Origin of the sequence: Neorhizobium sp. P12A (genome assembly GCF_008365395.1) — a bacterium.
Classification (GTDB): domain Bacteria; phylum Pseudomonadota; class Alphaproteobacteria; order Rhizobiales; family Rhizobiaceae; genus Rhizobium.
Window position 1 is genome coordinate 920,676 of record NZ_QOVX01000002.1, and the last position, 23,173, is coordinate 943,848.

Sequence of the window (23,173 nt, forward strand, 5' to 3'; positions counted from 1 at the left end):
GCGGCGCGAGGCGATGAGGGGTTCCCACATCGCGTATCCAATTGTCACTGCTCAGCCGCGCCGCCAGCCGCAAAATCGCCCTCGCCATTGATCTTCCTCCCCCTTCCACATATTGATTTTGTGCGGCGCAACATTTTGCCTCATTTGTCGATTTTCATTTACTCCTCAATGAACTAAGTTCGGCTTGGAGCTGGACGGGGGAAAATGACCAAGTGGGTTTACACATTCGGTGATGGTCAAGCGGAAGGGCGCGCAAGCGACTTCGCGAAGCTTGGCGGCAAGGGTGCCAATCTTGCTGAAATGTGCCATCTCGGGCTCCCCGTACCTCCGGGCCTGACGATCGTCAGCCAAGCTTGCGGCCTGTACCATAAAAACGGAAGCAGCATGCCCGAGGCGCTGAAGGCCGACGTCATGCAGGGGCTGGCGCATGTCGAGGCGATTACCGGTCGCCGCTTTGGCGATACGGTGCGGCCGTTGCTCGTTTCGGTTCGCTCCGGTGCCCAGGCTTCCATGCCCGGCATGATGGACACCGTGCTCAATCTCGGCCTCAACGACGATACCGTCCAGGCCTTGGGCCATGATGCCGGTGATGCCCGCTTTGCCTGGGATAGCTATCGCCGCTTCATCCAGATGTATGCCGATGTCGTCATGGGCCTGGACAACGAGAACTTCGAAGAAATTCTCGAAGACGAGAAGGCGCGTCTCGGCCACGAATACGATACCGACCTCTCGGCCGTCGAGTGGCAACATGTGGTCGGCCTCTTCAAGTCGATGATCCGGGAGGAGCTTGGCGAAGATTTCCCGCAGGACCCGCATGTTCAGCTCTGGGGCGCGATTCATGCGGTTTTCGCCAGCTGGATGAACCCCCGCGCCATCACCTACCGCGAACTTCAGAATATCCCCGAAGCCTGGGGCACCGCGGTCAATATCCAGGCCATGGTCTTCGGCAATCTCGGCAATTCTTCCGCAACGGGTGTTGCCTTCACTCGCAATCCCTCGACCGGTGAGAAAGAACTCTACGGCGAATTCCTCGTCAATGCGCAGGGCGAGGATGTCGTCGCCGGCATTCGCACGCCGCAAAGCATTACCGAAGCCGGCCGCATTTCCTCCGGCCAGGAGCGGCCGTCGATGGAAAAGCTGATGCCGGAAGCTTTCGCGCAATTTCGCCGTATCTGCACGGAGCTTGAGGGCCACTATCGCGACATGCAGGATCTCGAATTCACGATCGAGCGCGGTAAGCTCTGGATGCTGCAGACGCGGTCCGGCAAGCGCACTACCAAGGCGGCGATGAAGATCGCCGTCGATCTCGTCGACGAGGGTGTTATCAGTGAGGAAGAGGCCGTCTCGCGCATCGATCCGGTAACGCTCGACCAGCTGCTTCACCCAACGATCGATCCGCGCGTGCGCCGACATGTCATCGGCTCCGGCCTGCCGGCTTCGCCGGGCGCTGCGACCGGCGAGATCGTCTTCACTGCCGAAGAGGCCGTGGAAGCGGAAGCGGAAGGCCGCAAGGTCATCCTCGTTCGCATCGAGACGAGCCCAGAAGACATCCACGGCATGCATGCGGCAGAAGGCATCCTGACCACGCGCGGCGGCATGACCAGCCATGCGGCAGTCGTCGCCCGCGGCATGGGCATCCCATGCGTCGTCGGCGCCGGCACGATGCGCATCGATATGCGCAACGAGAAGCTGATCGGCATCGGCGTGACATTGAAGAAGGGCGATATCATCACCATAGACGGTTCCTCCGGCCAGGCTCTTCGTGGCGAGGTTCCAATGATCCAGCCGGAGCTGTCGGGCGATTTCGGCCGCATCATGGCCTGGGCCGATCGCTCGCGACGCATGACGGTGCGCACCAATGCCGACACGCCGGCGGATGCACGCGCTGCCCGTTCCTTTGGGGCCGAGGGCATCGGCCTGTGCCGCACCGAGCATATGTTCTTCGAAGGCGATCGCATTCATGTGATGCGCGAAATGATCCTTGCCGAGGGCGAGGAGGGCAGGCGGGCTGCCCTGGCAAAGCTGTTGCCGATGCAGCGACAGGATTTCACCAGCCTGTTCTCGATCATGCACGGATTGCCGGTGACGATCCGTCTGCTCGACCCGCCCTTGCATGAGTTCCTGCCGAAGACGGATGAGGAGATCGCAGAGGTTGCTGCAGCCATGGCCATGGAGCCCGGCAAGCTGCGCCAACGCGTCGATGCCCTGCACGAATTCAACCCCATGCTCGGTCATCGCGGCTGCCGACTGGCGATCTCCTATCCCGAGATCGTCGAGATGCAGGCCCGTGCCATCTTCGAGGCGGCAGTTGCAGCGGCAAGGGAAACGGGTGCTGCAGTCGTGCCCGAGATCATGGTTCCGCTGGTCGGCCTGCGCTCGGAGCTGGATTACGTCAAGGCGCGCATAGACGAGGTGGCTGGCGCTGTCATGGCCGAGGCACAGATGAGGATCGACTATCTCGTCGGCACGATGATCGAACTGCCACGCGCTGCCCTTCGCGCCCACATCATCGCAGAGGCCGCCGAGTTCTTCTCCTTCGGCACCAACGACTTGACTCAGACCACCTTCGGCATGTCGCGCGACGATGCCGCCGCCTTCATACCGACCTATCAGCGCAAGGGCATCATTGAGCATGATCCCTTCATCTCGCTCGACTTCGACGGCGTGGGGGAACTGATCCGCATAGCCGCCGAGCGCGGCCGCCGCACCCGCAACGACATGAAGCTCGGCATTTGCGGCGAACATGGCGGCGATCCGGCCTCGATCCATTTCTGCGAAGACATTGGTCTCGACTACGTCTCCTGCTCGCCGTTTCGCGTACCGATCGCCCGCCTTGCCGCCGCCCAGGCAGCGATCAAGGCGAAAAGCTGATCAGCTTGAAGGAAATGCGCGATATTACCAGCGATGCCAGTGGCGACCGTAGCCGCCCCCGACGATGACGGTCGGGCCGCCCCAGAAGGGATCGTTGTCGCCGTACATGAAGGCGCGCTGGTCGGCGCGGCGGTCGAGATCGAGGTTCATCAGGCAATTGGCAAAAGGCGGCGTGCCCAGCTTGAACCCGTAGCCGCTGCATTTGGCCTCGTCTGCCGCGCGCTGCTGCTCGGGCGTAAGCGTCTGGCAGGCCGAAACGACCGCCGCAAGCGCTATGAGGCAAAGAATTCTGGAGATATGCATCGCAAACTGACCTTCTTCAACGCGAAGTGCTATATCACACGCGCTATCAAAGACATGGACAATCTGCGAAACCGGTCAACTGACAGTTTCGGGATGCGTAATGACTGAATCGGCCATCGGCGGTGTATCGTCTGTCTGTTCAGGCATCAGCTGCAGCACATCCACAAAGGCATCAGCGAAACGGACCAGATGTTCGGTTTCATCGTCCGGCTCCTGCAGCCGGATCTCCGCTCCGTCTCCATCGAGCACGGCGAGCACGATGCGCATGCTGCCTCCCTCGCCGGGAATACGGATGACGGCAAGCTGGCGGCAATCGGAAATCAGCCCAGCAGCCGGAAGATCGAACAGAAACTCACCATCCGCGGCTGTTGCTGCCTCGCGGACCGCTTCGCGGAAACCTGCTTCGCCGCCGCCGAATCCTTCCAGCGAAAGCTCAAGTTCCACAAGTTCAAGCGGGAGCTGCGGGTCGGCAGCATCCGCCATGACACCCGGCGGAGTGGATTGCGACTTCGCAGCTACATCCTGTGAAAGCATCACTTCAATCTCCTCAAGTCATTGACGAGGCCAAGTAAAACGCCGTGAGAATGGCCTTTTTTTGGCATTTAAGCAAGTGCTGATGATTCGGGCTGCCCGGTATGCTGTCCCGCACGGCCCCGATCTTCTTGGTGGATTGGTTGTCTCGAATATCAGACAACCCTTTTGCTTTGCCTGATTCGTGCTCTAAACATGGAGCCATCCGACGCGCCGACGAGCCCTTGATGACCATCCGTTTCGACCGTCCCGTTTCGCATGCCGCGCACGCGTCGCGCCTGATCGCCGCTTTCGCGCTGGTCCTCTGCGTGCTTGTTCTGCTCGGGCATCGGTTCGGGCCGCTGGCGACGCCAAATCTCGTTCTACTGTTGCTGATTTCGGCCGGGGTGGCGGCAATTGCTGTCTTCCTGGCGGTGGTCGGTCTCGTGCAGCTTTGGCAGATCGGTGCGGAAGGCGGCGTTTCCGCCTTCAAGGCGCTTGTCTATGCGGCGCTGCCGCTCGCACTCCTCGTGGTCGGAGCGGAACGTTATGTCGCCTTGCCGGAGCTCTATGATGTCTCGACCGATGTCGGGAATGCACCGCAATGGCTGAAGCCACCGCATGCGGATCAGATCTGGATGACGCGCAAGACGGACCTCACGCCGGAGGATCGGGCCGCTCAATCCACCGCCTATCCGGCGCTGACAGGTCGGCGCTATGAGGGCGCGGCCGACCGCGTTCTCGAAGCCGTGCGCCAGGTCGCCAAGGATAGCCGCATTACCATCACCAAGGTCGAGGGAGCAGCCGACATTGAGCCGGACGCGCCGCCTCCGATCCCCCTGCCGCGAGGCGGCAACGACGCTGCGGTGACGGATGCACCCGACTTGGTCCCCGTGCCGACACCGCGCCCGGACGAGGAAGACGAGGTCGCGTCGCTGATCCGCCGCAACACCGATGTGACGCTGCAGGGCGAGACACGGACGCGCATCCTCGGCCTGCGTTTCGACGTACTGATCCGGCTGCACGAAGAGGCGGAGACGACGCTGGTCGATATCCGGGTTGCGTCCCGCTACGGACCGCACGATCTCGGCTTCAGCGCCGCGATCGCCGAGGCCTATCTGAAGGCGCTGGATGCCGAGCTCTTGGGCATAGCGGGAGACTGATCGCCGGCACCGGACGGAAGGAAGCGACTGCGCTCCTCCGCCGTCGGGACATAGCAGCTCTCCCTGCGGCCTGCGATCCTGAAGCGATTGCGCGCCACGAATTCATAGACGGGATCGAGAATGGCGCGCGGAATGATGTTGAGGACACGCACCAGCGACCACGGCATTCCGAGCCCGGCCGCCATGCGGATCGTCCCCTCCGACTTGAAATAGGCGCGCCCGCCTTCGATCAGCAGGTTGGTCTCATAGTCACGCGTGTCGAGCCCATAGTGACGGTAGAGCGCATCGCCAAGCGGCGTCTGCGCGGCGACGAAACGGTACCGCCGCCTGCGGTCATGCTTCAGCACGAACTTCACCCAGCCGGAGCAGAAGACGCAGTGCCCATCGAAAACGATCACGGGTCTCTCATCCGCAAAGTCCGGCACGTCAGGATCGTCGCGATAGCTATAGTATTTTCGGCGCATTGCTTGCGATCTTCTCGGCCTGGAGCCTTTTTCAACTTAAATGCTTGTCACGGATCTTCGTCACGTCGGCCGGTAGATGCCCATCAGGGCCGGCGGTCCGTCGGTTTCCACCAGGCCTTTCTCCACCAGATCCTCGATATGGGCAAGCACGGAGAGTGCCGCGGCTCCGTGAAGCCGCGGGTCGGTCTCGCGATAGATGATCTTCACCATGTCGGGGATCGTCCGGTCGCCGGCCCTGATGCGCTCCAGGATCGCGCGTTCGCGCATGCGCCGGTGGGTCCTCAGGCCTCGCAGGAAGGAGGAGGGGTCTTTGACAGGCCCGCCATGGCCGGGAAAGAAGATGCGGTCGTCGCGAAGAAGCATCTTGTCCAGCGACGCCATGTAATCGGCCATCGCACCATCCGGCGGCGCGACGATCGTCGTCGACCAGGCCATGACATGGTCTGCGGAAAACACGATGCCGGTGTCGCCGAGCGCAAAGCAGGCATGGTTTGCCGTGTGCCCCGGTGTCAGCAATACCGTCATCGTCCAACCGTCTCCGGAGACGCTTTTACCATCGGCAAGAGCAATATCCGGGACGAATGCCCTGTCCGAACTTTCGGCAAATGGATTGACCTCGCCGGCATGCAGCGGCCGCGCCGGGCGATGCGGTCCTTCGCCGACGATCAGAGCCCCCGTCGCTTCCTTGAGCCGGCGGGAGAGGGGTGAATGGTCCTGGTGCGTATGGCTGACGAAAATATGCGTCACTTCGCGACCGGCAAGGGCCGCCATCAAAGCCTGGAAATGCGCCTCGTCGGGCGGGCCGGGATCGATGACGGCAACGGAGGTCGAGCCGACGATATAGCTGTTGGTCCCGTGAAAGGTGAAGGCGCTGGGATTGTTGACCGTCATCCGCTCGACGCCGGGCGCGACAGGTACGGCGCGTCCATAGGCAGGCTCGAAGGTGAGGTCGAATTCAGAATGATCCATGAATGAAGCGTAGTTCCTATTTGTATTCGATTTCGATGAAGGACATGGGCTCAGTACCGGCATTGACCACATTGTGCTCGATGCCCGCATCGCGCCGATAGGCGGCACCCTTGGCAATATCGATCCTGCGGCTGCCTTCCGTATCCTCGATCAGAAAACTGCAATCGGTCATCGGCACGACGACATAGCCGAGCCCATGCACATGACGCCCGGTATCCGCCCCCGGCTCGAAATCCCAGCGAATGATCCTGACGACGGCGTCGTCGACGAGCGTGGTCGCAATTGCAGGCGGGCGGGCGCTATACTGGCTCATCATGTCTCCATGGGATCGGTGGAAACCTACTATAGTGGGCCGATGCTCCTACAGAAATATGGGTCGCTTCAAAACTTAAGGATTGTGAGCCGATGCGACCTTTGCTAATCAGGCGTCGATTTGACGGCAACAGCTGCCTGTTCAAGCGATGGGGCGTCGCCAAGCGGTAAGGCACCGGTTTTTGGTACCGGCATTCCCAGGTTCGAATCCTGGCGCCCCAGCCACGTTTTCTCCGTCGTCATATATCTCTGAACTTTCGCCATTACGAAGCAGCCTGCTCGCCACTCTGTAGAGGCATAACGAGTCGCAGAAGGCTGATGACGTCTGCAATGGACGGTCCCTTGATCGGAGGCGGGTCCGGCCGTTCACAAAACTCCCTCCAGACGAACAAGGTCATCTCCGCTCCATCGGTCGCTGACTCTCCCGGTCCATTAGTGAAGGTTTGGAGCAACCGATATCGGTCGTCATTCCAGAACAGGTCTTCGACCCATTGATATATCGGGATGACATGAAAGTGGATCGGGTAGCCGGGCGTGTGTCCGTAGCGGCCGATGTAAACCCGCTCGGCCTGTAGATTGCGCTTCAACACGTCCTGCGCCCGGGCGAGCAGCGGACCGAGCGACAACAATGCTTCCTTCGACAGCTCGCTCAGATCGTTGGTAAACGTCTTGGAACTGACCATCAGGTAGCCGGGAAGGAAAGAGTTGATCCTGTGGTTGACCGACCAACCGTCAGTTTCGATAATGAAGAAGGGCTCCGGAATTTCAATATTTTGATGCATGCCCAAAGCTATCAGCTCCTGAAGCAAGGGCAAGGCCCGCTCACGACTGCAACTTGCACTCGCGTCGTTCTCGCTCGCTTCATAAGGTGCACGGCCCTTCATCCTCAAAAAAACAGGCGGCCCTCTCAGGCCGCCCGTAAAAATCGCATCCCCGATTTGCGCGGAAATCAGCTCTTGGCGGGTTCCGTCGGTGCCAGCAGTTCGGCGCAGTAGGATGGGCCGTTGACGCCGGGCACGTCGCCGAGGATGTGGATGGAGCGGATGACGTAGTTCGAATCGGTCTGAATGTCGGCCTTGCAGCTGAGATAGAGCGTGCGGGCGCCGGTAGCCTTCTTGCCGTCGGCGGCAGGGCGTGCGGTAACCTTCACGTTCTTGTAGCCGCCACGCCAGTTGTAGACGCGGCCGTCGCCTTCGTCATGGTCGGAGATCGGCGGGCCATAGGCGGCGAAGAAGCCACCGGCCGACTTGCCGACCCAGCGCTCGGCAATCGGATCGGCCTTCATCGCCGGGATCGAAGGAATGGTGGTGCATCCGGCGAGGGCCAGCATCAGCCCTGCCGCGGAAGTCATGCGGATATTCATCGTGTCGTCCTTGAGCTTTTTTTCGCGCATTCGACCATAGGAAGCGCGCTGTCCCGCACTGCTTCCGCCTGTCCCACAAAGCGCTTTAGCGCCAAAGCCGGCAAAAGAAAATTGCAATACGAACGATCACGAAGAATTTGCTTAGGGTGTTGCGACTAGCGCACTTTAGCGGTTTCGACGGCGCACAGTGCCACCGATTTTCACACTGATTTTTTTGACCAGAATCAAACGTCTTTTCGATTTTGGTGCTTGCACATAGAAAATGCCCGGTCTATAGAGGCGCCGCTGGTCACGGAGTGTAGCGCAGTCTGGTAGCGCACCACGTTCGGGACGTGGGGGTCGAGTGTTCGAATCACTCCACTCCGACCAGCCGAAAAGCCCGCTTATGCGGGCTTTTTTCATTTCTGCCCATCGGTTTTTCCGCGGCAGGCGCGCGATCAATTTTCCGTGCGAATACTATTTGTTGCATCTATGTGACGTGCGTACCATTCCCAAGGGAAGTTGGTGCTGTTATAAGGGTGGTCTGCCGGGGGGCATAATCTTGATCGAGATTGCTATGCCTTTATCCAAGATCGTCCCCGTCGAGATCCTTCCCGAAAAGACGGCCATTGCGGCCTATGAACTCGTGGCGAAAGCCTTGCGAGAGCAGACTGCGGAGCTGAATATCACCCTGTCCAACGTGACGGACGATGGGAATCTTGTTGGAAGCTTCGAGATTTCGATTCGAAAAATCGATGAAAAAGATCTCGATTGCGCCCGCGGGGATCAGCAGACGATAATCGTTCCGCCGCTACCGACCCGGTAGCCTGCCCGGATAGTTATTGTCATATGATATCACGATAACGTGTTTCCGCTTTCACTTTACGTTAACCATGACGGCCCATTTACGTCAGGCGCCATAGCGAGCGCAGTGTCTATTTTAAAAGGACCCCACAATGAAGAACCTGATCATTGCTTCGGCAGTCGCTCTTGCCTCCTTCGCAGCTATCTCCACGCCTTCTGAGGCTGCACCGATGCACCACCATTGCGTCGTGAAGACTGTCAAGCACCGCGTTCATGGCCACTGGGTCATCAGCAAGGAAAAAGTCTGCCGCTAAGCGCAGCAAGCCTACTGCCGACGGGCTCTTCCGTCGGCAGCCTGCGGCCAACCGCCCAAGACTACCTGCCTAAGACTACCTACCCAAGACGCTTTTTTGCACACCAGCCCTGACGCTTTCGGCTTTCGCCCGAAAAAATGAGCTAGGCTCTTGAATATGTCAGGCACTATCGCTACTTCCCGGTCATTGCCCGTATCGACAGCCTGCCGAGCCGACTTTTCGAAGTCAGGCTAGCGTTCGCCGTCCGGGATAAAAAAGGGCGCTCCCCATTCGGGTCGAGCGCCCTTTTTGTTGTTCGCTATCGGCGGAGGCTCGTGCCATCCGCCGATATCCTATCCCTCACTTGGCCGAAAAGCCCGGCAGGGTGACCTGGAAGACCTGGAACATCGTGTCGACATCAGCACCGCCGTCGCCCTTGTAGGCCGTGCCGACCTGGAAGCCATCCTGGGTCAGGAAGTCGTTGTCATTGGCGACGAACAGGAAGTAATCGTTCGGCAGGTTCGGATCGATAACCTTGGCGATGCCCATGGCTTCCCACTTTTCCGACAGGTTGTTGCGGTCGTTCGGTGCGCCGTTGTGCAGGCCGAAGCGTGCGAGATCGGCGCTGTCGTTGATGTCGATGAACTGCGTCAGCGTCGCCGGCTTGACGGAGGGGTCGACGACGCCCTTCGGCGCAACCGGCTTTACGCCGTCGAAATCGGTGCCGGCGATGTCCGTTGCGGCGGATACGTCGACGATATCGATGCTGCGATAGAGCGACTTGTCGCCCGGCTGGCCGTAGCCATTGCCGCTGTCGCGAGCGAGCATGAGGAAGGAGGTCGGCGAAAGCGCCAGCACTTCGCTCTGGGCGGCGACGGCCTTCTTGCCCTTGGCATCGGTAAAGACCGGAAGCGGCACGACATATTCGTGAACCAGCTTGAGGTGGTTAAGATCGGCGGCATCGTAGACGAGCGCACGGGTGTTCTGGCGGGTGGAACCGGAATCGCCGCCGTCCTGGCGCGTTGCCGACTGAAGGACCGCGATCAGGAACTTGCCGTCAGGTGTCATCGACATGCCTTCCAGACCCTGGTTGTTCTGGCGGCCGGTATCCGGATCCTTCGGGGTGGGCGCCGTTTCGCCGGGGCCGGGGTTGTTGGAGGCGAAGCTCAGCTTGCCCTTGCGCATCGGCAGCAGCGCTGCCGGCGGCTGCGTGGCCGAAACCAGATGACCGTCGGCAGAGAAGCGGTAGATATAGGGGCCGTATTCGTCGCTGATGAACATGCCACCGTCAGGCAGGCGGACGATTGCTTCATTGTCGAGCGAAATCTTGCCGTTCGGGGCCTGCGGCAGATCGGGCATGCCGCCGGCGGCCGGACGAACGCCATCCATCGGATCGAGGCCGGTCGTATCCGCACCCTTGTCGTCCACCAGCATCAGGGTATCGGCAAGCTTGGCCTGAACGCTCGACTGCTGCTTGTCGGCGCTGGGCGTGGTGCCCGGCGCGACCGGCGTCAGCTGGATGTCGATCGTGTTGATGCGGGGGCGATAATCGGTCGTGCCGACGGCGTTATAGCCGCGATCCGGCAGCAGCCAGAGAGAGCCCTTGTAGGTGTCGCCGTCGCGCGTCCAGCTCTTGGCATCGACCGACATGCCGGAACCGGAGCCGAAGGTCTCGCCGAACTTGTCGCGCTGGTTGGCCGGAATACGACCGATGCCGACGCGGCCCTTGTTGACGAATGTGGTGCCATCGATCGTGACGGAACTGTCGGCAAACGAAACGGCGGTCGTGGCGAGCAGGAAGGCAAGCGCTGCGGGCAGCAGCGACAATGAAGTCGAACGTACGTGTTTCATAATAATATCCTCCGTCAAAATCCATGGTCAAAAATGGAGCCTTGGGTTGTCTAGGGCGATAACATGATAGGAACATGACAGTTTTTGTAGAACAGCCGCAGCCGTTTCAAGGCGATGAGGCGGCCTTGAGAGTCGGCGCTGCGGGCACCTCGGCATCCCGTCAGGGCTTCTCTTCGATTCAGGAAAATTAGGAACATCCCGCGGAGGCGGAAGTTAGCCTGTCGTAAGCCCCCAGGACAATGATAGGAGAAACCCTATGTTTTTGAAAATTCTTGCTGTATCCGCGCTATCCGTCGGCATGGCAACCGCTGCGATGGCCCAGAGCTCGGGCACCAGTGGTTCAGGCGCCGGTGGTTCCGGGCAGGGCACCGGCCAGTCCGGTTCCAGCACCAGCGGCGACAACGGAAATGGAGCCAATGGGACCAGTGGGACAGATTCGAGTACGACAGGCAGCACATCGAATGGCATGAACAGTGGCAATGGTTCGCCCAGTGGCGGAGGCAAGTCCCAGGATTGCAACGGCATGGTCACCAACAAGAACACGACCGCCATGAAGCAGGACCAGGCAAACAATCCTGCCGCGTCCTCCAATTGTCCGCAGTAAAATGGAAATGAAAGAGTTTGGCAGAAAGGCCGGTCAGCCGGCCTTTCGTCATCTTAGCTATTTCTGTGCTGAATGTTGTGGCGGCTGCATGCCGCGCTGCGGCGCCTGGCCGCTCATCGGCACCATGAGTGCGACGTAGAAAGCCACGGCCGCAACGACGACCGCAAGACCGATATGCCATTCACGAACTTGCATAGTGCCCTCCCGTAACGCGACGCGGGATACTGCTTTTTCTATCTGATCTCGGCTTCGATCGATGCGGCGCGACACGGTTGACTATTGCAACAGGCTTCGCTTGCCATCCGAGGACAACCGCATCCGGTTAATTCCCGCACCCAGCAGGACACCCCACAGGCCGGCAGCCATGTTTGCGATGATATCCAGCGGATATCCATAAGTGCCGTTGGCAAAGAGGTGCGCCACCCCGAGGCCGAAGACGCCGGCGATCATCATCAGGCACGCGCCCGATGGTGCGAATGGATAGGCAATCCGCGCCAACATACCGGCCACGCAAAGCGCGACGATCCTGTACACGTTGAAAGGATTACCGATCTCGGCCTGAAGATTGAGATGCGCCAGTGTCAGCGCGACCAGCGCGATGACATAACCCCAGGCTGCAATCTTAAGGACTCGTTCCGACATCATAGGTGGATTGTATAGCAGGCAGTATGTGAAACGCCAGTGTCAAAGCCCTGGGAGAAACCTAACTCACGCCCCAGTGCCAACACATTTTGTTTGTCCGCGAAACATTCAGCGAAGCTGACTTTGACGAGCAAAGGCGCGCGAAAGCTGGAAAATTGTCTCGCCCACGCAATTTTTCGTCCATTCTGTGATCTATTTTTCGCGTTGAACGTAGACAAGTGCGTGAAGCAGGTTTGTGTGGGTTACATGTTTGGACTTTAGTCCGGGCTCAAGTCATTTCTAAAATGTGCAAGTAGGGGTGCGCCCGATTCGAATGGTCATGCGGTCCAGTAGAAGTCGGAGCGTCGGCGGCGTCTCCATGGGGCGCCGGGAAAGAGCATGGGCGTGGGGCCGAAACAGAGAAGAAATCGCAAGGAGCGCGTAAAGCTCCGCGATGTGGCGAATAAGGTCGGTGTAAGCGCTATCACCGTATCGCGTGCATTACGCAACCCGAACAAAGTCTCCCCGGAACTGCGGCAAACCATTCTCGAGGCGATCGAACAGATGGGTTATATACCCGATCTGGCAGCGCGAGCTCTTGCCAGCTGCAACAATGGTGTCGTTGGCGTCCTTCTCCCCGCGCTCAACCAGCAGCTTTTCAGCAGCGTCATGCTAGGGATCGAGGAGCGGTTGCGGCCGACCGATCTTCGCATTCAATATGCCAATACGCGCTACGAACCCGAAGAAGAAGTGAACAGCATCCGGGCATTCCTCGCCCAGAAACCTGCCGGGCTTATCCTGATAGGCGTGGAACGCTATGAGGAGATCGAACTGCTTGCCAATCGCGCGCCCTGTCCGATCGTGCATATCGTCGATCTCAGCCAACAGCCGAACTCCCTTGCCGTCGGGATCAGGCATCGCGTGGCGGCAGAGAGCGCCGTCCGCTTCATGCTTGACAGGAACTATCGCCGCATCGCGCTTCTCGGCGGCCGCATGGATGTGCGGGCCCGCCAGCGTCAGGTGGGTTACGAGGAGGTGATGCGGGAGGTCGGTCTTTTCGACCCTTCGCTGATCATCAATGAACCAAGCGCGACCAGCGTCGGCCTCGGCTGCAGCCTTTTCGAGCGCCTGTTCGCCCAGGCCCCCGATATCGACGGCGTCCTTTGCCATAATGATGATCTTGCGCTCGGCGTGCTCTTCGAATGCCAGCGCCGTGGGATCCGGGTGCCCGAAGACATCGGCATCTGCGGTTTCAACGATCTGGATTTCGCGTCATCGATCCATCCGGGACTGACGACGGTGCATGTCCCGCGCTATGAGATCGGCCACCGTGCCGCCGATATGCTGGTGAATGCGATGCAGGATGACGAGGTCGCCGAGGGCAAGATCGAGCTTAGCTTCACCGTCATGGAACGCGGAACGACGCGTGGATTGGCCGCAACTTCCTTATCCGGCGAAAAATGACGATACCCTCATGTTAACGCTTGAATCCCCGTTTTCCGAGGCGTAGAGCGGCTTCGTTAACGTTTGAGGGGAGTCCAGTGAAGGCTGTCGCATCTTTCTCCGCGTTTGTCGGCAAGACATTCGCGATCTGGGTTATTCTGTTTGCCGTTCTCGGTTTCTTTTTTCCAGCCACGTTCAAGCAGGTCGCGCCTTATATCGTATGGCTGCTCGGCATCATCATGTTCGGCATGGGCCTGACGCTGTCGGTCGATGACTTTCGCGAGTTGGTGAAGCGCCCGTTCGAGGTCGCGATCGGCGTCTTCGCCCACTTCCTCATCATGCCGACGATTGCCGTCATCCTGACTAGGATCATTCCAATGCCGCCTGAAGTCGCAGCCGGCGTCATTCTGGTCGGCTGCTGCCCGGGCGGAACGTCGAGCAACGTCATGACCTATCTCGCCAAGGGTGACGTCGCATTGAGCGTGGCCTGCACCAGCGTCACGACGCTTGCAGCTCCGATCGTTACCCCATTCCTCGTCTGGATGTTTGCGAGCCAGTATCTTCCGGTCGATCCGATGTCGATGTTCATCAGCATCGTCCAGGTCATCCTGCTGCCGCTCGCGCTCGGCTTCATCTTCCAGAAGCTCATTCCCGGCGTGGTCAAGGGCGCCATGCCGCTGCTGCCGATCGTCAGCGTCGTCGGCATCGTGCTGATCGTCGCCGCCGTCGTCGGCGCCAGCAAGGGCGCGATCGCTCAATCGGGCCTGCTGATCTTTGCGATCGTCGTTCTGCACAATGGCTTCGGCTATTTGTTCGGCTATTTCGCAGCCAAGCTCTTCGGCCTGAACCTGACCAAGCGCAAGGCATTGGCGATCGAGGTCGGAATGCAGAACAGCGGCCTGGGTGCAGCCCTTGCCACGGCCTATTTCTCGCCCATCGCTGCCGTTCCGAGCGCCATTTTCAGCGTCTGGCACAATATCTCAGGCGCACTGATCGCCAATTATTTCTCGGGCCGCACGGACGAGGAGCAGGAAGACGCAGTTCCGGCGACACGATAAGCCGTTCAAGCTCCGGAAAAGGAAAAGGGTCGGCCTTGGGCTGGCCCTCTTTTATTTGGCTCCGCCCATATGTCGGAGGCAGGGCGTCATCTGTGGCCCCCAAAGTTGTGTCATAGCCCTCACCGATAGACAGCCATCTCGTTGAAAAGGTACCGTGTGCGACAAATAGATGGACCCGATGTCGGATTGTCTGAATCGCTTTCGTCCTAAGTGCGTCTACTCCAACAACTCAGAAGGATCATGACCATGCCGAGTACCATACGTTTGCATCGGGTTCTGGCAACAAGCCCGGAGAAGGTCTATCGCGCATTCATCGAGGCGGACGCGCTTGCGAAGTGGCTTCCCCCGAACGGCTTTGTCTGCACCGTGCATAATCTGGAAGCAGCCGTCGGCGGCAAGTTCAGGATGTCCTTCCGCAACTTTACGACGGGCGGAAGTCACGCATTCGGCGGCGAATACAAGGAACTCGTCCCAGGCGAGCGCCTGCGCTACACGGATGTGTTCGACGACCCGAATCTGCCCGGCGAAATGGAAGTCACCGTCATCCTGAAGAAGGTCTCTGTTGGCACCGAGGTGAACATCACGCAGGCCGGCGTCCCCGATCTCATTCCTGCCGAGGCCTGCTATCTCGGCTGGCAGGAGTCGCTGAAAAACCTGGCACGGCTCGTCGAACCCGAAATCAACCAATAGGGCGCTGGGTGAGCCTTATGATTGCCTATGAGAAAGGGGCCAGTTTGGCCCCTTTCTCACGTCTTGTATCTGGCAGTTTTCAGATATCGCTTGCCGCGTTCGACCACAGGTCGGCAGCTTCCGCTGCCGTCATGCGGCGCACCTCGGCTTCGTGGCGGCGGCTCGCGAAGAGTTCGCTGGCCATGATCTGGTCGGCGAGATCGGCCGGCAGCGAGAGAATGACGCGGGCTTCGCCGCTATGCAGGCCGCCGAGTTCCGAGCGCTTGGCCGTGATCATGCCGCCCGCAACCGTGTTGTTGGTGTCCGGATCGATCAGGATGAAGGCGCCCGTCGAACGGTTCTGCTCGTAGGGGTCGAAGATCGCGGCTTCATCGAAGGAAAGGCGAACCTTGCCGATCGCGTTCATGTAGAGCCGCTGCGACGGCGCCCAGGCGCCGGTCTTCAACTCAAGCTGGGCGAGGGGCTGGACCTGCACGCGCTGGCGGCGGCTGCCGCTCTTCAGCCAGTAGCGCTTGCCGCCCTCGATACCTTCAGGCTGCAATGCCACGATCTGTGCATCAAAGGACAGGCCGGTCTGCGGCTGGCTGTCGATCGAAACGATCATGTCGCCGCGCGACACGTCCACCTGGCGGTCAAGCACGAGCGTGATCGCGTCGCCGGCAACGGCTGCATTGCGCACCAGATCGAACGTGACGATCTTGGAGACGTTGGCGACCATGCCCGAGGGCAGGATCATGACGCTGTCGCCGGGCTTGACGGAGCCACCGGCAACCGTGCCCTGATAGCCGCGGAAGCTTTCGCCCGGGCGCGATACGCGCTGGACGGAGAGGCGAAAACCGACGGTCTGCGAGGAGCGTGTCGTTGCCAGTTCCAGCGTCTCGACCAGCGTCGGGCCGGTATACCAGGGCATGGCCGCCTGGCCGGAATAGACGACGTTCTCGCCCTTCAGCGCCGACATCGGGATCGCGGTGATCTGCTTGACGCCGAGCGAGAGTGCGAATTCGCGGAATTCGTGGGTGATCTTCTCGAAGCCGGCGCGATCGTAGTTCGTCAGGTCGATCTTGTTGACCGCAAGCACGAACTGCTTGATGCCGAGCAGAGATGCGATCGTCGCATGGCGGCGCGTCTGCTCCAGAATGCCGGCACGGGCATCGACGAGCAGGATGGCGAGATCGGCGGTCGAGGCGCCGGTCGCCATGTTGCGGGTATATTGCTCATGACCGGGCGTGTCGGCGACGATAAAGGAACGCTTGTCGGTTGAGAAATAGCGATAGGCCACATCGATGGTGATGCCCTGTTCGCGCTCCGCCTGCAGGCCGTCGAGCAGCAGCGCGAAGTCGGGCAGGCCAAGATCGTTCTGCTTGCCTGTCGAGTCGCGCTTGAGCGTCGCGGCCTGGTCTTCCTTGACAGCCTTGGTGTCCCAGAGCAGGCGACCGATAAGGGTCGACTTTCCGTCATCGACGCTGCCGCAGGTGATGAGGCGCAACGGCCGGGAGTCGCGCAGAGCCTTCGCCGGCTCGGCAGCGGCCGCAGGCTCTCCGACGGGAAGGGCGACGGCGTTGACTGATGTTGCTGCGGTCATCTTAGAAATATCCTTCGCGCTTCTTCTTTTCCATGGAGCCGGACTGGTCGCGGTCGATGGCGCGTCCCTGGCGTTCGGACACGGTTGCAATTTCAAGTTCGGCAATCACCTCTTCGAGGGTCGTTGCCTGGGAGGGAATGGCGCCCGTCAGCGGGAAGTCGCCGAGCGTGCGGAAGCGGATCATGCCTTCCTGCTTGACCTCGCCGGGCAGCAATTCAAGCCGCGGATCTTCCGCCAGGATCATCATCCCGTCGCGTTCCACGTACGGCCGCTTCTTGGCGTAGTAGAGCGGCACAAGCGGAATGTCCTCGGCCTGGATGTAGCGCCAGATGTCGACCTCGGTCCAGTTGGACAGCGGGAAGGCGCGAACGCTTTCGCCCTTGCGGATCATGCCGTTGTAGATGTCCCAAAGCTCGGGGCGCTGGTTGCGCGGGTCCCAGCGATGATCCGGCGTGCGGAACGAATAGATGCGCTCCTTGGCGCGGCTTGCTTCCTCGTCGCGCCGTGCGCCGCCGAAAGCCGCGTCGAACTGGCCGGCATCGAGCGCCTGGCGCAGGCTCTGCGTCTTCATGATGTCGGTGAAGGCTGCCGAACCATGCGTAAAGGGCGTAATGTTTTCTGCAGCACCACGCGGATTGATGTGCTCGATCAGGTCGAGATCATACTTCTTTGCGGTTTCATCGCGAAACGCGATCATCTCGCGGAACTTCCAGCCGGTGTTCACATGCAGCAGTGGGAAAGGGACGCGACCGGGATAGAAGGCCTTGCGCGCCAGATGCAGCAGCACCGAACTGTCCTTGCCGATCGAATAGAGCATGACCGGTCGCTCGAATTCCGCGGCGACCTCACGGAAAATATGGATCGCTTCATTTTCCAGCGCTTTCAGATGGGGATCAAGCGGCGGCTTGGCACTCTGCGGATTGCTGAGCTCCGTATCCGGACGGGTATCGGGCATGTACTACTCCAGACTTTCGATCGTTTACGCGGCTACCCGCAAGGAATGTCAGTGCTGGCTTCCAGGGAGCGATGATGGCCGCCTGTTGATCTGGAAACCGATTATTCGGCTATTGCGCAGCCACCGCGGCTGCTTCCTCGGTAACATGCAGGCCGCATTCGCGCTTTTCGTCCTGCTCCCACCACCAGCGGCCGGCTCTCTCTGACTCGCCCGGCTTGATGGCGCGGGTGCAGGGCTCGCAGCCGATCGAGGGGTAGCCACGGGCATGCAGCGGGTTGATCGGAACACTGTTGTCGGCGACGTAAGCCTTGATCGCGTCGATGTCCCAATCGGCAAGCGGATTGATCTTCAGGAGATGACGTTCAGCGTCATATTCCGCAAAGGGTGTGTCCGCACGGTTAGAGGACTGGCCGCGGCGCAGGCCGGTGATCCATATGGTCGCCCCAGAGAGCGCCCGCGCAAGCGGCATCAGCTTGCGCACGCCACAACAGGCATGCCTGGCTTCGACACTTTCGTAAAAGCCGTTGAGGCCATACTTAGCGGCATAGGCGTCGATATCGGCCTTCTCGGGCTCATAGCGCTGGATACGGATGTCGTACTGATTTTCCGTTTCGTCGATCAGGGCCAGCGTCTCGGGAAAAAGACGGCCGGTCTGGAGCGTGGCGATATCGATCGGGAGGCGATGGTTGCCGATCTCGGCTGTGATCACCTGATCCTCGATCCCGAGCGAGGTCGTGAAGACGGCGCGGACGCCAAGGCTGGCGACGAGCGACAGCCTACCGGCCAGGTCGAGGGCTGCTAGCCGGTCGTTCAGCGAGGAGGCATCTTCAATTGGATTGATGGCAGTCATGGATAGTCCTGTCCTGATATTGGCCCGGAGTATTGCAGCTGCGAGCGGTTGCGGACAGAAAAAGCGATTTCTAAAGAGCGGGCTGAGGAGCAAATATCTCTACTCAACCGGCGCCCAAACAGAAAAGCCGCCGCCGGAATCGATTATCCGGGGCGTTTGGGGCTTGAAGGGCAAGCGCTCATCCATCGCGATGAATGCGTCTTGCTTCAATGTCTATAGAAATAGTAGTGTTACACGCTGCTTGTCAAATGGAAATCCGAAGTGATGACCGGAAAGATGCGAAATCGCAATTTTTGGCGTACACTTGAGCGCAATCATCCGAAGGTGAGAAACAGCAATAAAGCTCTTATCTTCCAAAGACTTTTCATACCCGTTCAAACTCCGTTCATGCTGGACGTGCGATAGAGAACAGGCAAATTTCCGGAACGGTGCCCAGGTCGCATCGTGCGTGTGTGTAGACGGTTCGATATGATCACCCAGAAGGCAAAATATGCGCTGCGGGCGCTTTCGGCTTTGGCTCAGGCAGAACGAGGCGAGCCGAAGATGATTTCCGAGATCGCCGTTCAGCAGAACATACCGAAGAAGTTTCTCGAGCAGATCCTCCTTGACCTGAAACATCAGGGCATCGTCGCCAGCCGGCGCGGCAAGCAGGGTGGTTATCTGCTTTTGAAAGCGCCTGACGAGATCACCTTCGGCGAGGTCCTGCGGATCATGGACGGGCCGATCGCACCATTGCCTTGCCTGTCGATAACGGCCTACCGGCAGTGCGACGATTGCGACGGCGAGCAGAACTGCGAGATCCGCCACGTATTCGCCAAGGTCGCTGAGGCAACGCGCAGGGTCCTGTTTTCGACCACGATCGCGGATGCCGTTTCCGAGCCCGAAAGCGCTCAGGTCACCAGGCTTCTTGCCTGATCCGGCCGGCGAGCCTGTTTAGATGCCGATATCAAGGGCGACAGTCAGTGCGCCGCGCTCCCCTCAGCCGGCCCCTTTTCCATCGCACGCCGCGCCCGAATCGCTGCGGCGATGAAGTTGCGCGACAGGCCGTGATAGAGCGGCTCGCGCGACAGGATGCGCGAGGTGACATAGCCGATCATCGAAACCGCCATGATCGGGATGACTGCCTGATGGTCGCCGGTCATTTCGAGGATGATGACGAAGGCGGTCATCGGCGCCTGGACCACGCCTGCGAAATAGCCGGCCATGCCGAGAATCGCCGCAAGGGCGATGCTGGTCCCGAAGAAGTAGCCGACCGTGCTGCCGAAGCCGGCGCCGACGGCTAGTGAGGGCGCAAATATGCCGCCGGGGATGCCCGATATCATCGACAGGAAGCTGGCGAGCAGCTTTTCCGGGAAGAAGAGCAGGGGCAGGGCGTGCCCCTCGACGGCGCCGCGCGCCTGCTCATAACCTGTTCCGAACGTATTGCCGCCGGAAACGACGCCGACCATTGCCACCACGAGGCCACAGGCGCCGGCGAGCAGAAGCATGCGCTTCAGCGGCTGTGGTTGCGCCCAGCGACGTATTCGCATGCCGAAATGTAGCGCAAAGCCGCTGAAGGTCGCGCCCAGCATGCCGCCGCCAACCCCGCAAACAAGGACGAGACCCCAATCGGCGAGATGCACCGGTGCTGCCGACGCCGTGCCGAAGTAATTGTAGCTGCCGGAGAGGCCAAGCGCTGCGAGGCCGGAGAGGATGACGGCCGTCAGAACCAGCCCGTTGGCGCGCGATTCATAGGTTCTGCTCATCTCCTCGATGGCAAAGACGATGCCGGCGAGAGGCGTGTTGAACGCGGCCGCAATGCCGGCTGCCGAACCTGCCAGGATCAGTCCACGTGCCTGCGCCATGCCTCCGAAACGGGCGACTGCCAGCATGAAGGATGCGCCCACCTGGACGGTCGGCCCTTCACGCCCGATCGAGGCGCCGCAAAGCAGACCCAATATGGTCAGGACGATCTTGCCGAAGGCGAGGCGCAGCGACAGAAGCCGCGTCCGGTCACCTTCATCATGCAGATGCCGCGCCGCGATCGCCTGCGGAATGCCGCTCCCTTGCGAGTTCGGAAACACCGTCATCGCCAGCCATGCCGACAGCATGAAGCCGAGCGGCGTGATGATGACAGGCAGCAGAAAACCCCATTCGCCCGAGGTCGTGACACCAGAAAATGCCTTCTGCGCCATATCCGCAAGCTTGGCAAAGCCGACGCTGATCACCCCGATCGCCAGCGCTCCCGTCCAGAATACGAGCCGCGGTTTCCAGAGATTGAACGAGCCCCGGAAGACACGGGAACGACGAAGGAGCTTGGACTTACGATAGGAAGGAGGCATGGCGGATATTCGAAGGTATGTGACGGGTCAAAGCGCGAGCCGGCTGATGCTCGCACTTTGCTCTACTCCATTTCCCAAAGGAATTAAAAGCCGTTCCTCTCAGTTGCGAAAAAGCGCAGATGATGTTTGGGGCTGACAGAGCGCCAAGCCCTCTGCGCCTCAAGCCTCCAGATGCCAATCCGCCTCGTTCAGGCAGAGCTCAAGCCGTGGATCGGAAAGCATCGCGATGTCTTCGCGGATCATCCTGCGCCAAATCTTCGCAGGAGCGGCGACTATAAGCTGCGGCGTTCCATCGAGTTCGTCGATGATGCGCATTCCGTCATCTTCATATTTGGCCAGACTCGCGACAAATGGCTGCTTCATCTGGTGAAATTCGCCGTCGAGGAAATCGTTACGCACGACCATATCCGAAATGCGGGCGGCGCGTGCGAGTGCGTCATCCGACTCGATCGAGACGAGGAACGCGACGTCCTCCGTCGGTCTCGACTCCTCAACAACCTGCCTGACCTCTGGACTGAGCATTTTCAAAGTCCTTTCAAAGGATCTAATTTAGCATTTACGCTAAATACTGGCAAGATCCAGCCGCCCGTAGCCGAAGCGGCGCACATCGGCATTATGCGGGCTGGATGGTAAAACGCAAGTTAAAGCCAACAATCTGTTTGCGAGCCTGTCGGCGTTTCGGCGCAAAGAGGGATCCTGCTGGATGAGCAGCGCCGCAGCGCCGGAGACCTGTGGACAGGCTTGGGACGTGCCGCTCATCGGTCCGTAAAGCGCATTCGGCAGGGCGCTGTGAATATTGACGCCGGGTGCGACGAGATCAGGCTTGAAGGCGCTAATCGTCGTGTTGCCGTAGCTAGGTCCCCAAGCGCTGAAGGGTGCGACGTGGTGGTTCATGTCAGAGGCGCCGACGCCGATCACGCAGTTGAACTTCCCGGGCGAACCGTGATGGCCGATCCCCATATGGCCGTTATTGCCGATCGCGGCGATGGTTAGCAGACCGCGGGATCGATAGACGTTGTAGACCGAATAATACTTCCGCTCGATATTGCTGCCTCCGAGCGAGGCATTGATGATGTCGACGCCAGAGCCCCTGCTGCCAGCCTGACGAGCCAACCAGTTGATGCCGGCGACGATTTGGTTGGTGTAGCCGCACATTCGTCCCTGCGCATCGCGCTTAGTCAGAACTGCGGCGACCGCGATCTCCGCATCGGGAGCGACTCCGACAGTCGCGCCGGCACAGATGGCCGAGACGTGCGTGCCGTGTGAATGGAAATCGAGCGGTTGTGAAACGAAGCGCGATGGGGAACCATTGGGTTCGAAGGCGCGGAAATCGATTTTCTTGCCCTTGAATTCGGGATGCGACGCGTCGATGCCTGTGTCGAGTATGCCGATGATCGCGCCAGAGCCGCTCAGATTTTTCTCCCGCGCTGCCGTGACGTTGATGACCGGAAGATGCCAGCCGTTTTTGCTGTCGGACGAGATTTCCTCCACCGGATCGGTCAGCGAGATCAATGTATTTTCAAGTACGACTGCACCTGAAGCTTCCAATGCTTCTACATCGGCCAGAGAAAGTTCGGGCAGGATGGCAGCCCCTAATGCTTCCAGATAAAGGCCACGCATGCCAGATTTGCGATTCGCGGCTACGGCGACGGAGGGCAATCGCTTATTCTTCGCGTTTTCGGCATTGACGAGATCGAGCACGGTTGACGAACCGGCGCTAAGGTTCTCTTTGACGAGACGGCGTACGCGCCGTCGCATCTGTGAGTCCGAGAAACCATCATCGCTGTCATCGTTCGAACTGGGCGGCGCGATCAAGAGCATCGTGCGCTCCGGCGGGGTTTCGAGCCACGCGTGTTCATCCCCGAAGCTGCGGTCAAGCCGAGGCAAATCGACATGACCCGTTGCTTTCTTGTAAAGCTGGGTATGTTTTCTGATCAGATTGCGGGCATGGCGTCGATGGGCAACGTTACGTTTCCCCCCTTTTCGACGCCAGACAGTCTTCCACTCTTCCAGCGCCGAAACGAAGTCTGTCAAACTCATGGTTGAGCGAAGTTTTTTCATAGTGAGAAGCCCTTGAATCACTATGAAAAACGTACGGAATCTCTCTTGGAAATGCAATACAAGATTGTATAACAAATTTTATACAACCTTATATTATCCGATTTGC

The 23,173-nt window shown here is 59.8% G+C and carries 25 protein-coding genes and 2 tRNA genes; 11 read left to right on the forward strand and 16 right to left on the reverse strand.

Annotation, left to right across the window (positions count from 1 at the left end):
* The first annotated feature begins 204 nt into the window (after positions 1-204).
* Complete coding sequence (gene ppdK / locus DTW90_RS10500) at positions 205-2,871, forward strand: pyruvate, phosphate dikinase (protein ID WP_149338088.1); 2,667 nt, start codon at positions 205-207, stop codon at positions 2,869-2,871.
* Between the two features lie 24 nt (positions 2,872-2,895).
* Here ppdK and DTW90_RS10505 read toward each other — a convergent pair whose 3' ends face one another.
* Both DTW90_RS10505 and DTW90_RS10510 read right to left on the reverse strand, forming a co-directional pair.
* Entirely contained in the window at positions 2,896-3,174 is a 279-nt protein-coding gene (locus tag DTW90_RS10505) for a hypothetical protein (protein ID WP_132517840.1), read from the reverse strand.
* A gap of 75 nt (positions 3,175-3,249) precedes the next feature.
* The gene (locus DTW90_RS10510; RefSeq protein ID WP_132517838.1) at positions 3,250-3,708 is read right to left on the reverse strand and encodes a hypothetical protein; all 459 of its coding nucleotides are present in this window, start codon (positions 3,706-3,708) and stop codon (positions 3,250-3,252) included.
* Between the two features lie 224 nt (positions 3,709-3,932).
* Between DTW90_RS10510 and DTW90_RS10515 the strand changes: the two genes are divergently transcribed.
* Positions 3,933-4,847, forward strand: a complete 915-nt coding sequence (locus DTW90_RS10515) for a DUF1499 domain-containing protein (RefSeq protein WP_149338090.1) — start codon at positions 3,933-3,935, stop codon at positions 4,845-4,847.
* Here DTW90_RS10515 and DTW90_RS10520 read toward each other — a convergent pair.
* Genes DTW90_RS10520 through DTW90_RS10530 form a run of 3 tightly spaced genes read right to left on the reverse strand, consistent with a single transcriptional unit; the run spans position 4,799 to position 6,593 of the window.
* The gene (locus tag DTW90_RS10520) at positions 4,799-5,311 is read right to left on the reverse strand and encodes a thiol-disulfide oxidoreductase DCC family protein (protein ID WP_149338092.1); all 513 of its coding nucleotides are present in this window, start codon (positions 5,309-5,311) and stop codon (positions 4,799-4,801) included. The two genes, DTW90_RS10515 and DTW90_RS10520, sit on opposite strands and share 49 nt — an antisense overlap.
* Before the next feature lie 60 nt (positions 5,312-5,371).
* On the reverse strand, positions 5,372-6,280 hold the full coding sequence (locus tag DTW90_RS10525) for an MBL fold metallo-hydrolase (RefSeq protein WP_149338094.1): 909 nt from the start codon (positions 6,278-6,280) through the stop codon (positions 5,372-5,374).
* A gap of 16 nt (positions 6,281-6,296) precedes the next feature.
* Positions 6,297-6,593: a cupin domain-containing protein gene (locus DTW90_RS10530; protein ID WP_149338096.1), complete on the reverse strand. Its 297-nt coding sequence runs from the start codon at positions 6,591-6,593 to the stop codon at positions 6,297-6,299.
* 149 nt (positions 6,594-6,742) lie between these two features.
* Between DTW90_RS10530 and DTW90_RS10535 the strand changes: the two genes are divergently transcribed.
* Positions 6,743-6,817, forward strand: a tRNA-Gln gene (locus DTW90_RS10535).
* Between the two features lie 38 nt (positions 6,818-6,855).
* Here the strand turns inward: DTW90_RS10535 and DTW90_RS10540 are convergent.
* On the reverse strand, positions 6,856-7,362 hold the full coding sequence (locus DTW90_RS10540) for an HIT family protein (protein WP_149338426.1): 507 nt from the start codon (positions 7,360-7,362) through the stop codon (positions 6,856-6,858).
* Between the two features lie 179 nt (positions 7,363-7,541).
* On the reverse strand, positions 7,542-7,955 hold the full coding sequence (locus DTW90_RS10545) for a hypothetical protein (RefSeq protein WP_149338098.1): 414 nt from the start codon (positions 7,953-7,955) through the stop codon (positions 7,542-7,544).
* A gap of 292 nt (positions 7,956-8,247) precedes the next feature.
* Here DTW90_RS10545 and DTW90_RS10550 point away from each other — a divergent pair.
* The 3 genes from DTW90_RS10550 (at position 8,248) to DTW90_RS37065 (ending at position 9,052) form a co-directional block, all read left to right on the forward strand.
* A tRNA-Pro gene (locus DTW90_RS10550) sits at positions 8,248-8,324 on the forward strand.
* Positions 8,299-8,760 (forward strand): hypothetical protein, encoded by a 462-nt coding sequence (locus DTW90_RS10555; RefSeq protein ID WP_149338100.1) that lies wholly within the window; start codon positions 8,299-8,301, stop codon positions 8,758-8,760. Before DTW90_RS10550 ends, DTW90_RS10555 begins: the two co-directional genes overlap by 26 nt.
* Before the next feature lie 130 nt (positions 8,761-8,890).
* On the forward strand, positions 8,891-9,052 hold the full coding sequence (locus tag DTW90_RS37065) for a hypothetical protein (RefSeq protein WP_165927746.1): 162 nt from the start codon (positions 8,891-8,893) through the stop codon (positions 9,050-9,052).
* Positions 9,053-9,391: 339 nt separating this feature from the next.
* On the opposite strand, the gene DTW90_RS10560 is transcribed toward DTW90_RS37065, so the two are convergent.
* Positions 9,392-10,882, reverse strand: coding sequence for an esterase-like activity of phytase family protein (locus DTW90_RS10560; RefSeq protein ID WP_132517824.1), 1,491 nt, complete (start codon positions 10,880-10,882; stop codon positions 9,392-9,394).
* A 256-nt stretch (positions 10,883-11,138) separates the two neighbouring features.
* On the opposite strand from DTW90_RS10560, the gene DTW90_RS10565 reads away from it, so the two are divergent.
* Positions 11,139-11,486: an oxidoreductase gene (locus DTW90_RS10565; RefSeq protein WP_149338102.1), complete on the forward strand. Its 348-nt coding sequence runs from the start codon at positions 11,139-11,141 to the stop codon at positions 11,484-11,486.
* Between the two features lie 57 nt (positions 11,487-11,543).
* Here DTW90_RS10565 and DTW90_RS37070 read toward each other — a convergent pair whose 3' ends face one another.
* On the reverse strand, positions 11,544-11,681 hold the full coding sequence (locus DTW90_RS37070; protein ID WP_165927745.1) for a hypothetical protein: 138 nt from the start codon (positions 11,679-11,681) through the stop codon (positions 11,544-11,546).
* Positions 11,682-11,762: 81 nt separating this feature from the next.
* Positions 11,763-12,128: a hypothetical protein gene (locus DTW90_RS10570; RefSeq protein ID WP_149338428.1), complete on the reverse strand. Its 366-nt coding sequence runs from the start codon at positions 12,126-12,128 to the stop codon at positions 11,763-11,765.
* Between the two features lie 378 nt (positions 12,129-12,506).
* Here DTW90_RS10570 and DTW90_RS10575 point away from each other — a divergent pair, with 378 nt between their 5' ends.
* From DTW90_RS10575 to DTW90_RS10585, 3 genes are all read left to right on the forward strand, one after another.
* Complete coding sequence (locus DTW90_RS10575) at positions 12,507-13,571, forward strand: LacI family DNA-binding transcriptional regulator (RefSeq protein ID WP_149338103.1); 1,065 nt, start codon at positions 12,507-12,509, stop codon at positions 13,569-13,571.
* 77 nt (positions 13,572-13,648) lie between these two features.
* Positions 13,649-14,608 (forward strand): bile acid:sodium symporter family protein, encoded by a 960-nt coding sequence (locus DTW90_RS10580; RefSeq protein ID WP_149338104.1) that lies wholly within the window; start codon positions 13,649-13,651, stop codon positions 14,606-14,608.
* A 246-nt stretch (positions 14,609-14,854) separates the two neighbouring features.
* Entirely contained in the window at positions 14,855-15,298 is a 444-nt protein-coding gene (locus DTW90_RS10585) for an SRPBCC family protein (protein WP_132517816.1), read from the forward strand.
* Between the two features lie 79 nt (positions 15,299-15,377).
* Here DTW90_RS10585 and cysN read toward each other — a convergent pair whose 3' ends face one another.
* From cysN to DTW90_RS10600, 3 genes are all read right to left on the reverse strand, one after another.
* Complete coding sequence (cysN, locus tag DTW90_RS10590; protein ID WP_149338105.1) at positions 15,378-16,880, reverse strand: sulfate adenylyltransferase subunit CysN; 1,503 nt, start codon at positions 16,878-16,880, stop codon at positions 15,378-15,380.
* Between the two features lies 1 nt (position 16,881).
* Positions 16,882-17,835, reverse strand: a complete 954-nt coding sequence (gene cysD / locus DTW90_RS10595; protein WP_149338107.1) for a sulfate adenylyltransferase subunit CysD — start codon at positions 17,833-17,835, stop codon at positions 16,882-16,884.
* Between the two features lie 109 nt (positions 17,836-17,944).
* A complete protein-coding gene (locus DTW90_RS10600) occupies positions 17,945-18,685 on the reverse strand; it encodes a phosphoadenylyl-sulfate reductase (RefSeq protein WP_149338108.1) in 741 nt (246 codons plus the stop codon).
* A 468-nt stretch (positions 18,686-19,153) separates the two neighbouring features.
* Between DTW90_RS10600 and DTW90_RS10605 the strand changes: the two genes are divergently transcribed.
* Positions 19,154-19,600, forward strand: a complete 447-nt coding sequence (locus tag DTW90_RS10605; RefSeq protein WP_132517808.1) for an Rrf2 family transcriptional regulator — start codon at positions 19,154-19,156, stop codon at positions 19,598-19,600.
* A gap of 44 nt (positions 19,601-19,644) precedes the next feature.
* On the opposite strand, the gene DTW90_RS10610 is transcribed toward DTW90_RS10605, so the two are convergent.
* From DTW90_RS10610 to DTW90_RS10620, 3 genes are all read right to left on the reverse strand, one after another.
* Complete coding sequence (locus tag DTW90_RS10610; protein WP_149338110.1) at positions 19,645-21,006, reverse strand: chloride channel protein; 1,362 nt, start codon at positions 21,004-21,006, stop codon at positions 19,645-19,647.
* A 159-nt stretch (positions 21,007-21,165) separates the two neighbouring features.
* Positions 21,166-21,528, reverse strand: coding sequence for a hypothetical protein (locus DTW90_RS10615; RefSeq protein ID WP_132517804.1), 363 nt, complete (start codon positions 21,526-21,528; stop codon positions 21,166-21,168).
* Between the two features lie 39 nt (positions 21,529-21,567).
* On the reverse strand, positions 21,568-23,067 hold the full coding sequence (locus DTW90_RS10620) for a S8 family serine peptidase (protein ID WP_149338111.1): 1,500 nt from the start codon (positions 23,065-23,067) through the stop codon (positions 21,568-21,570).
* Positions 23,068-23,173 lie beyond the last annotated feature (106 nt).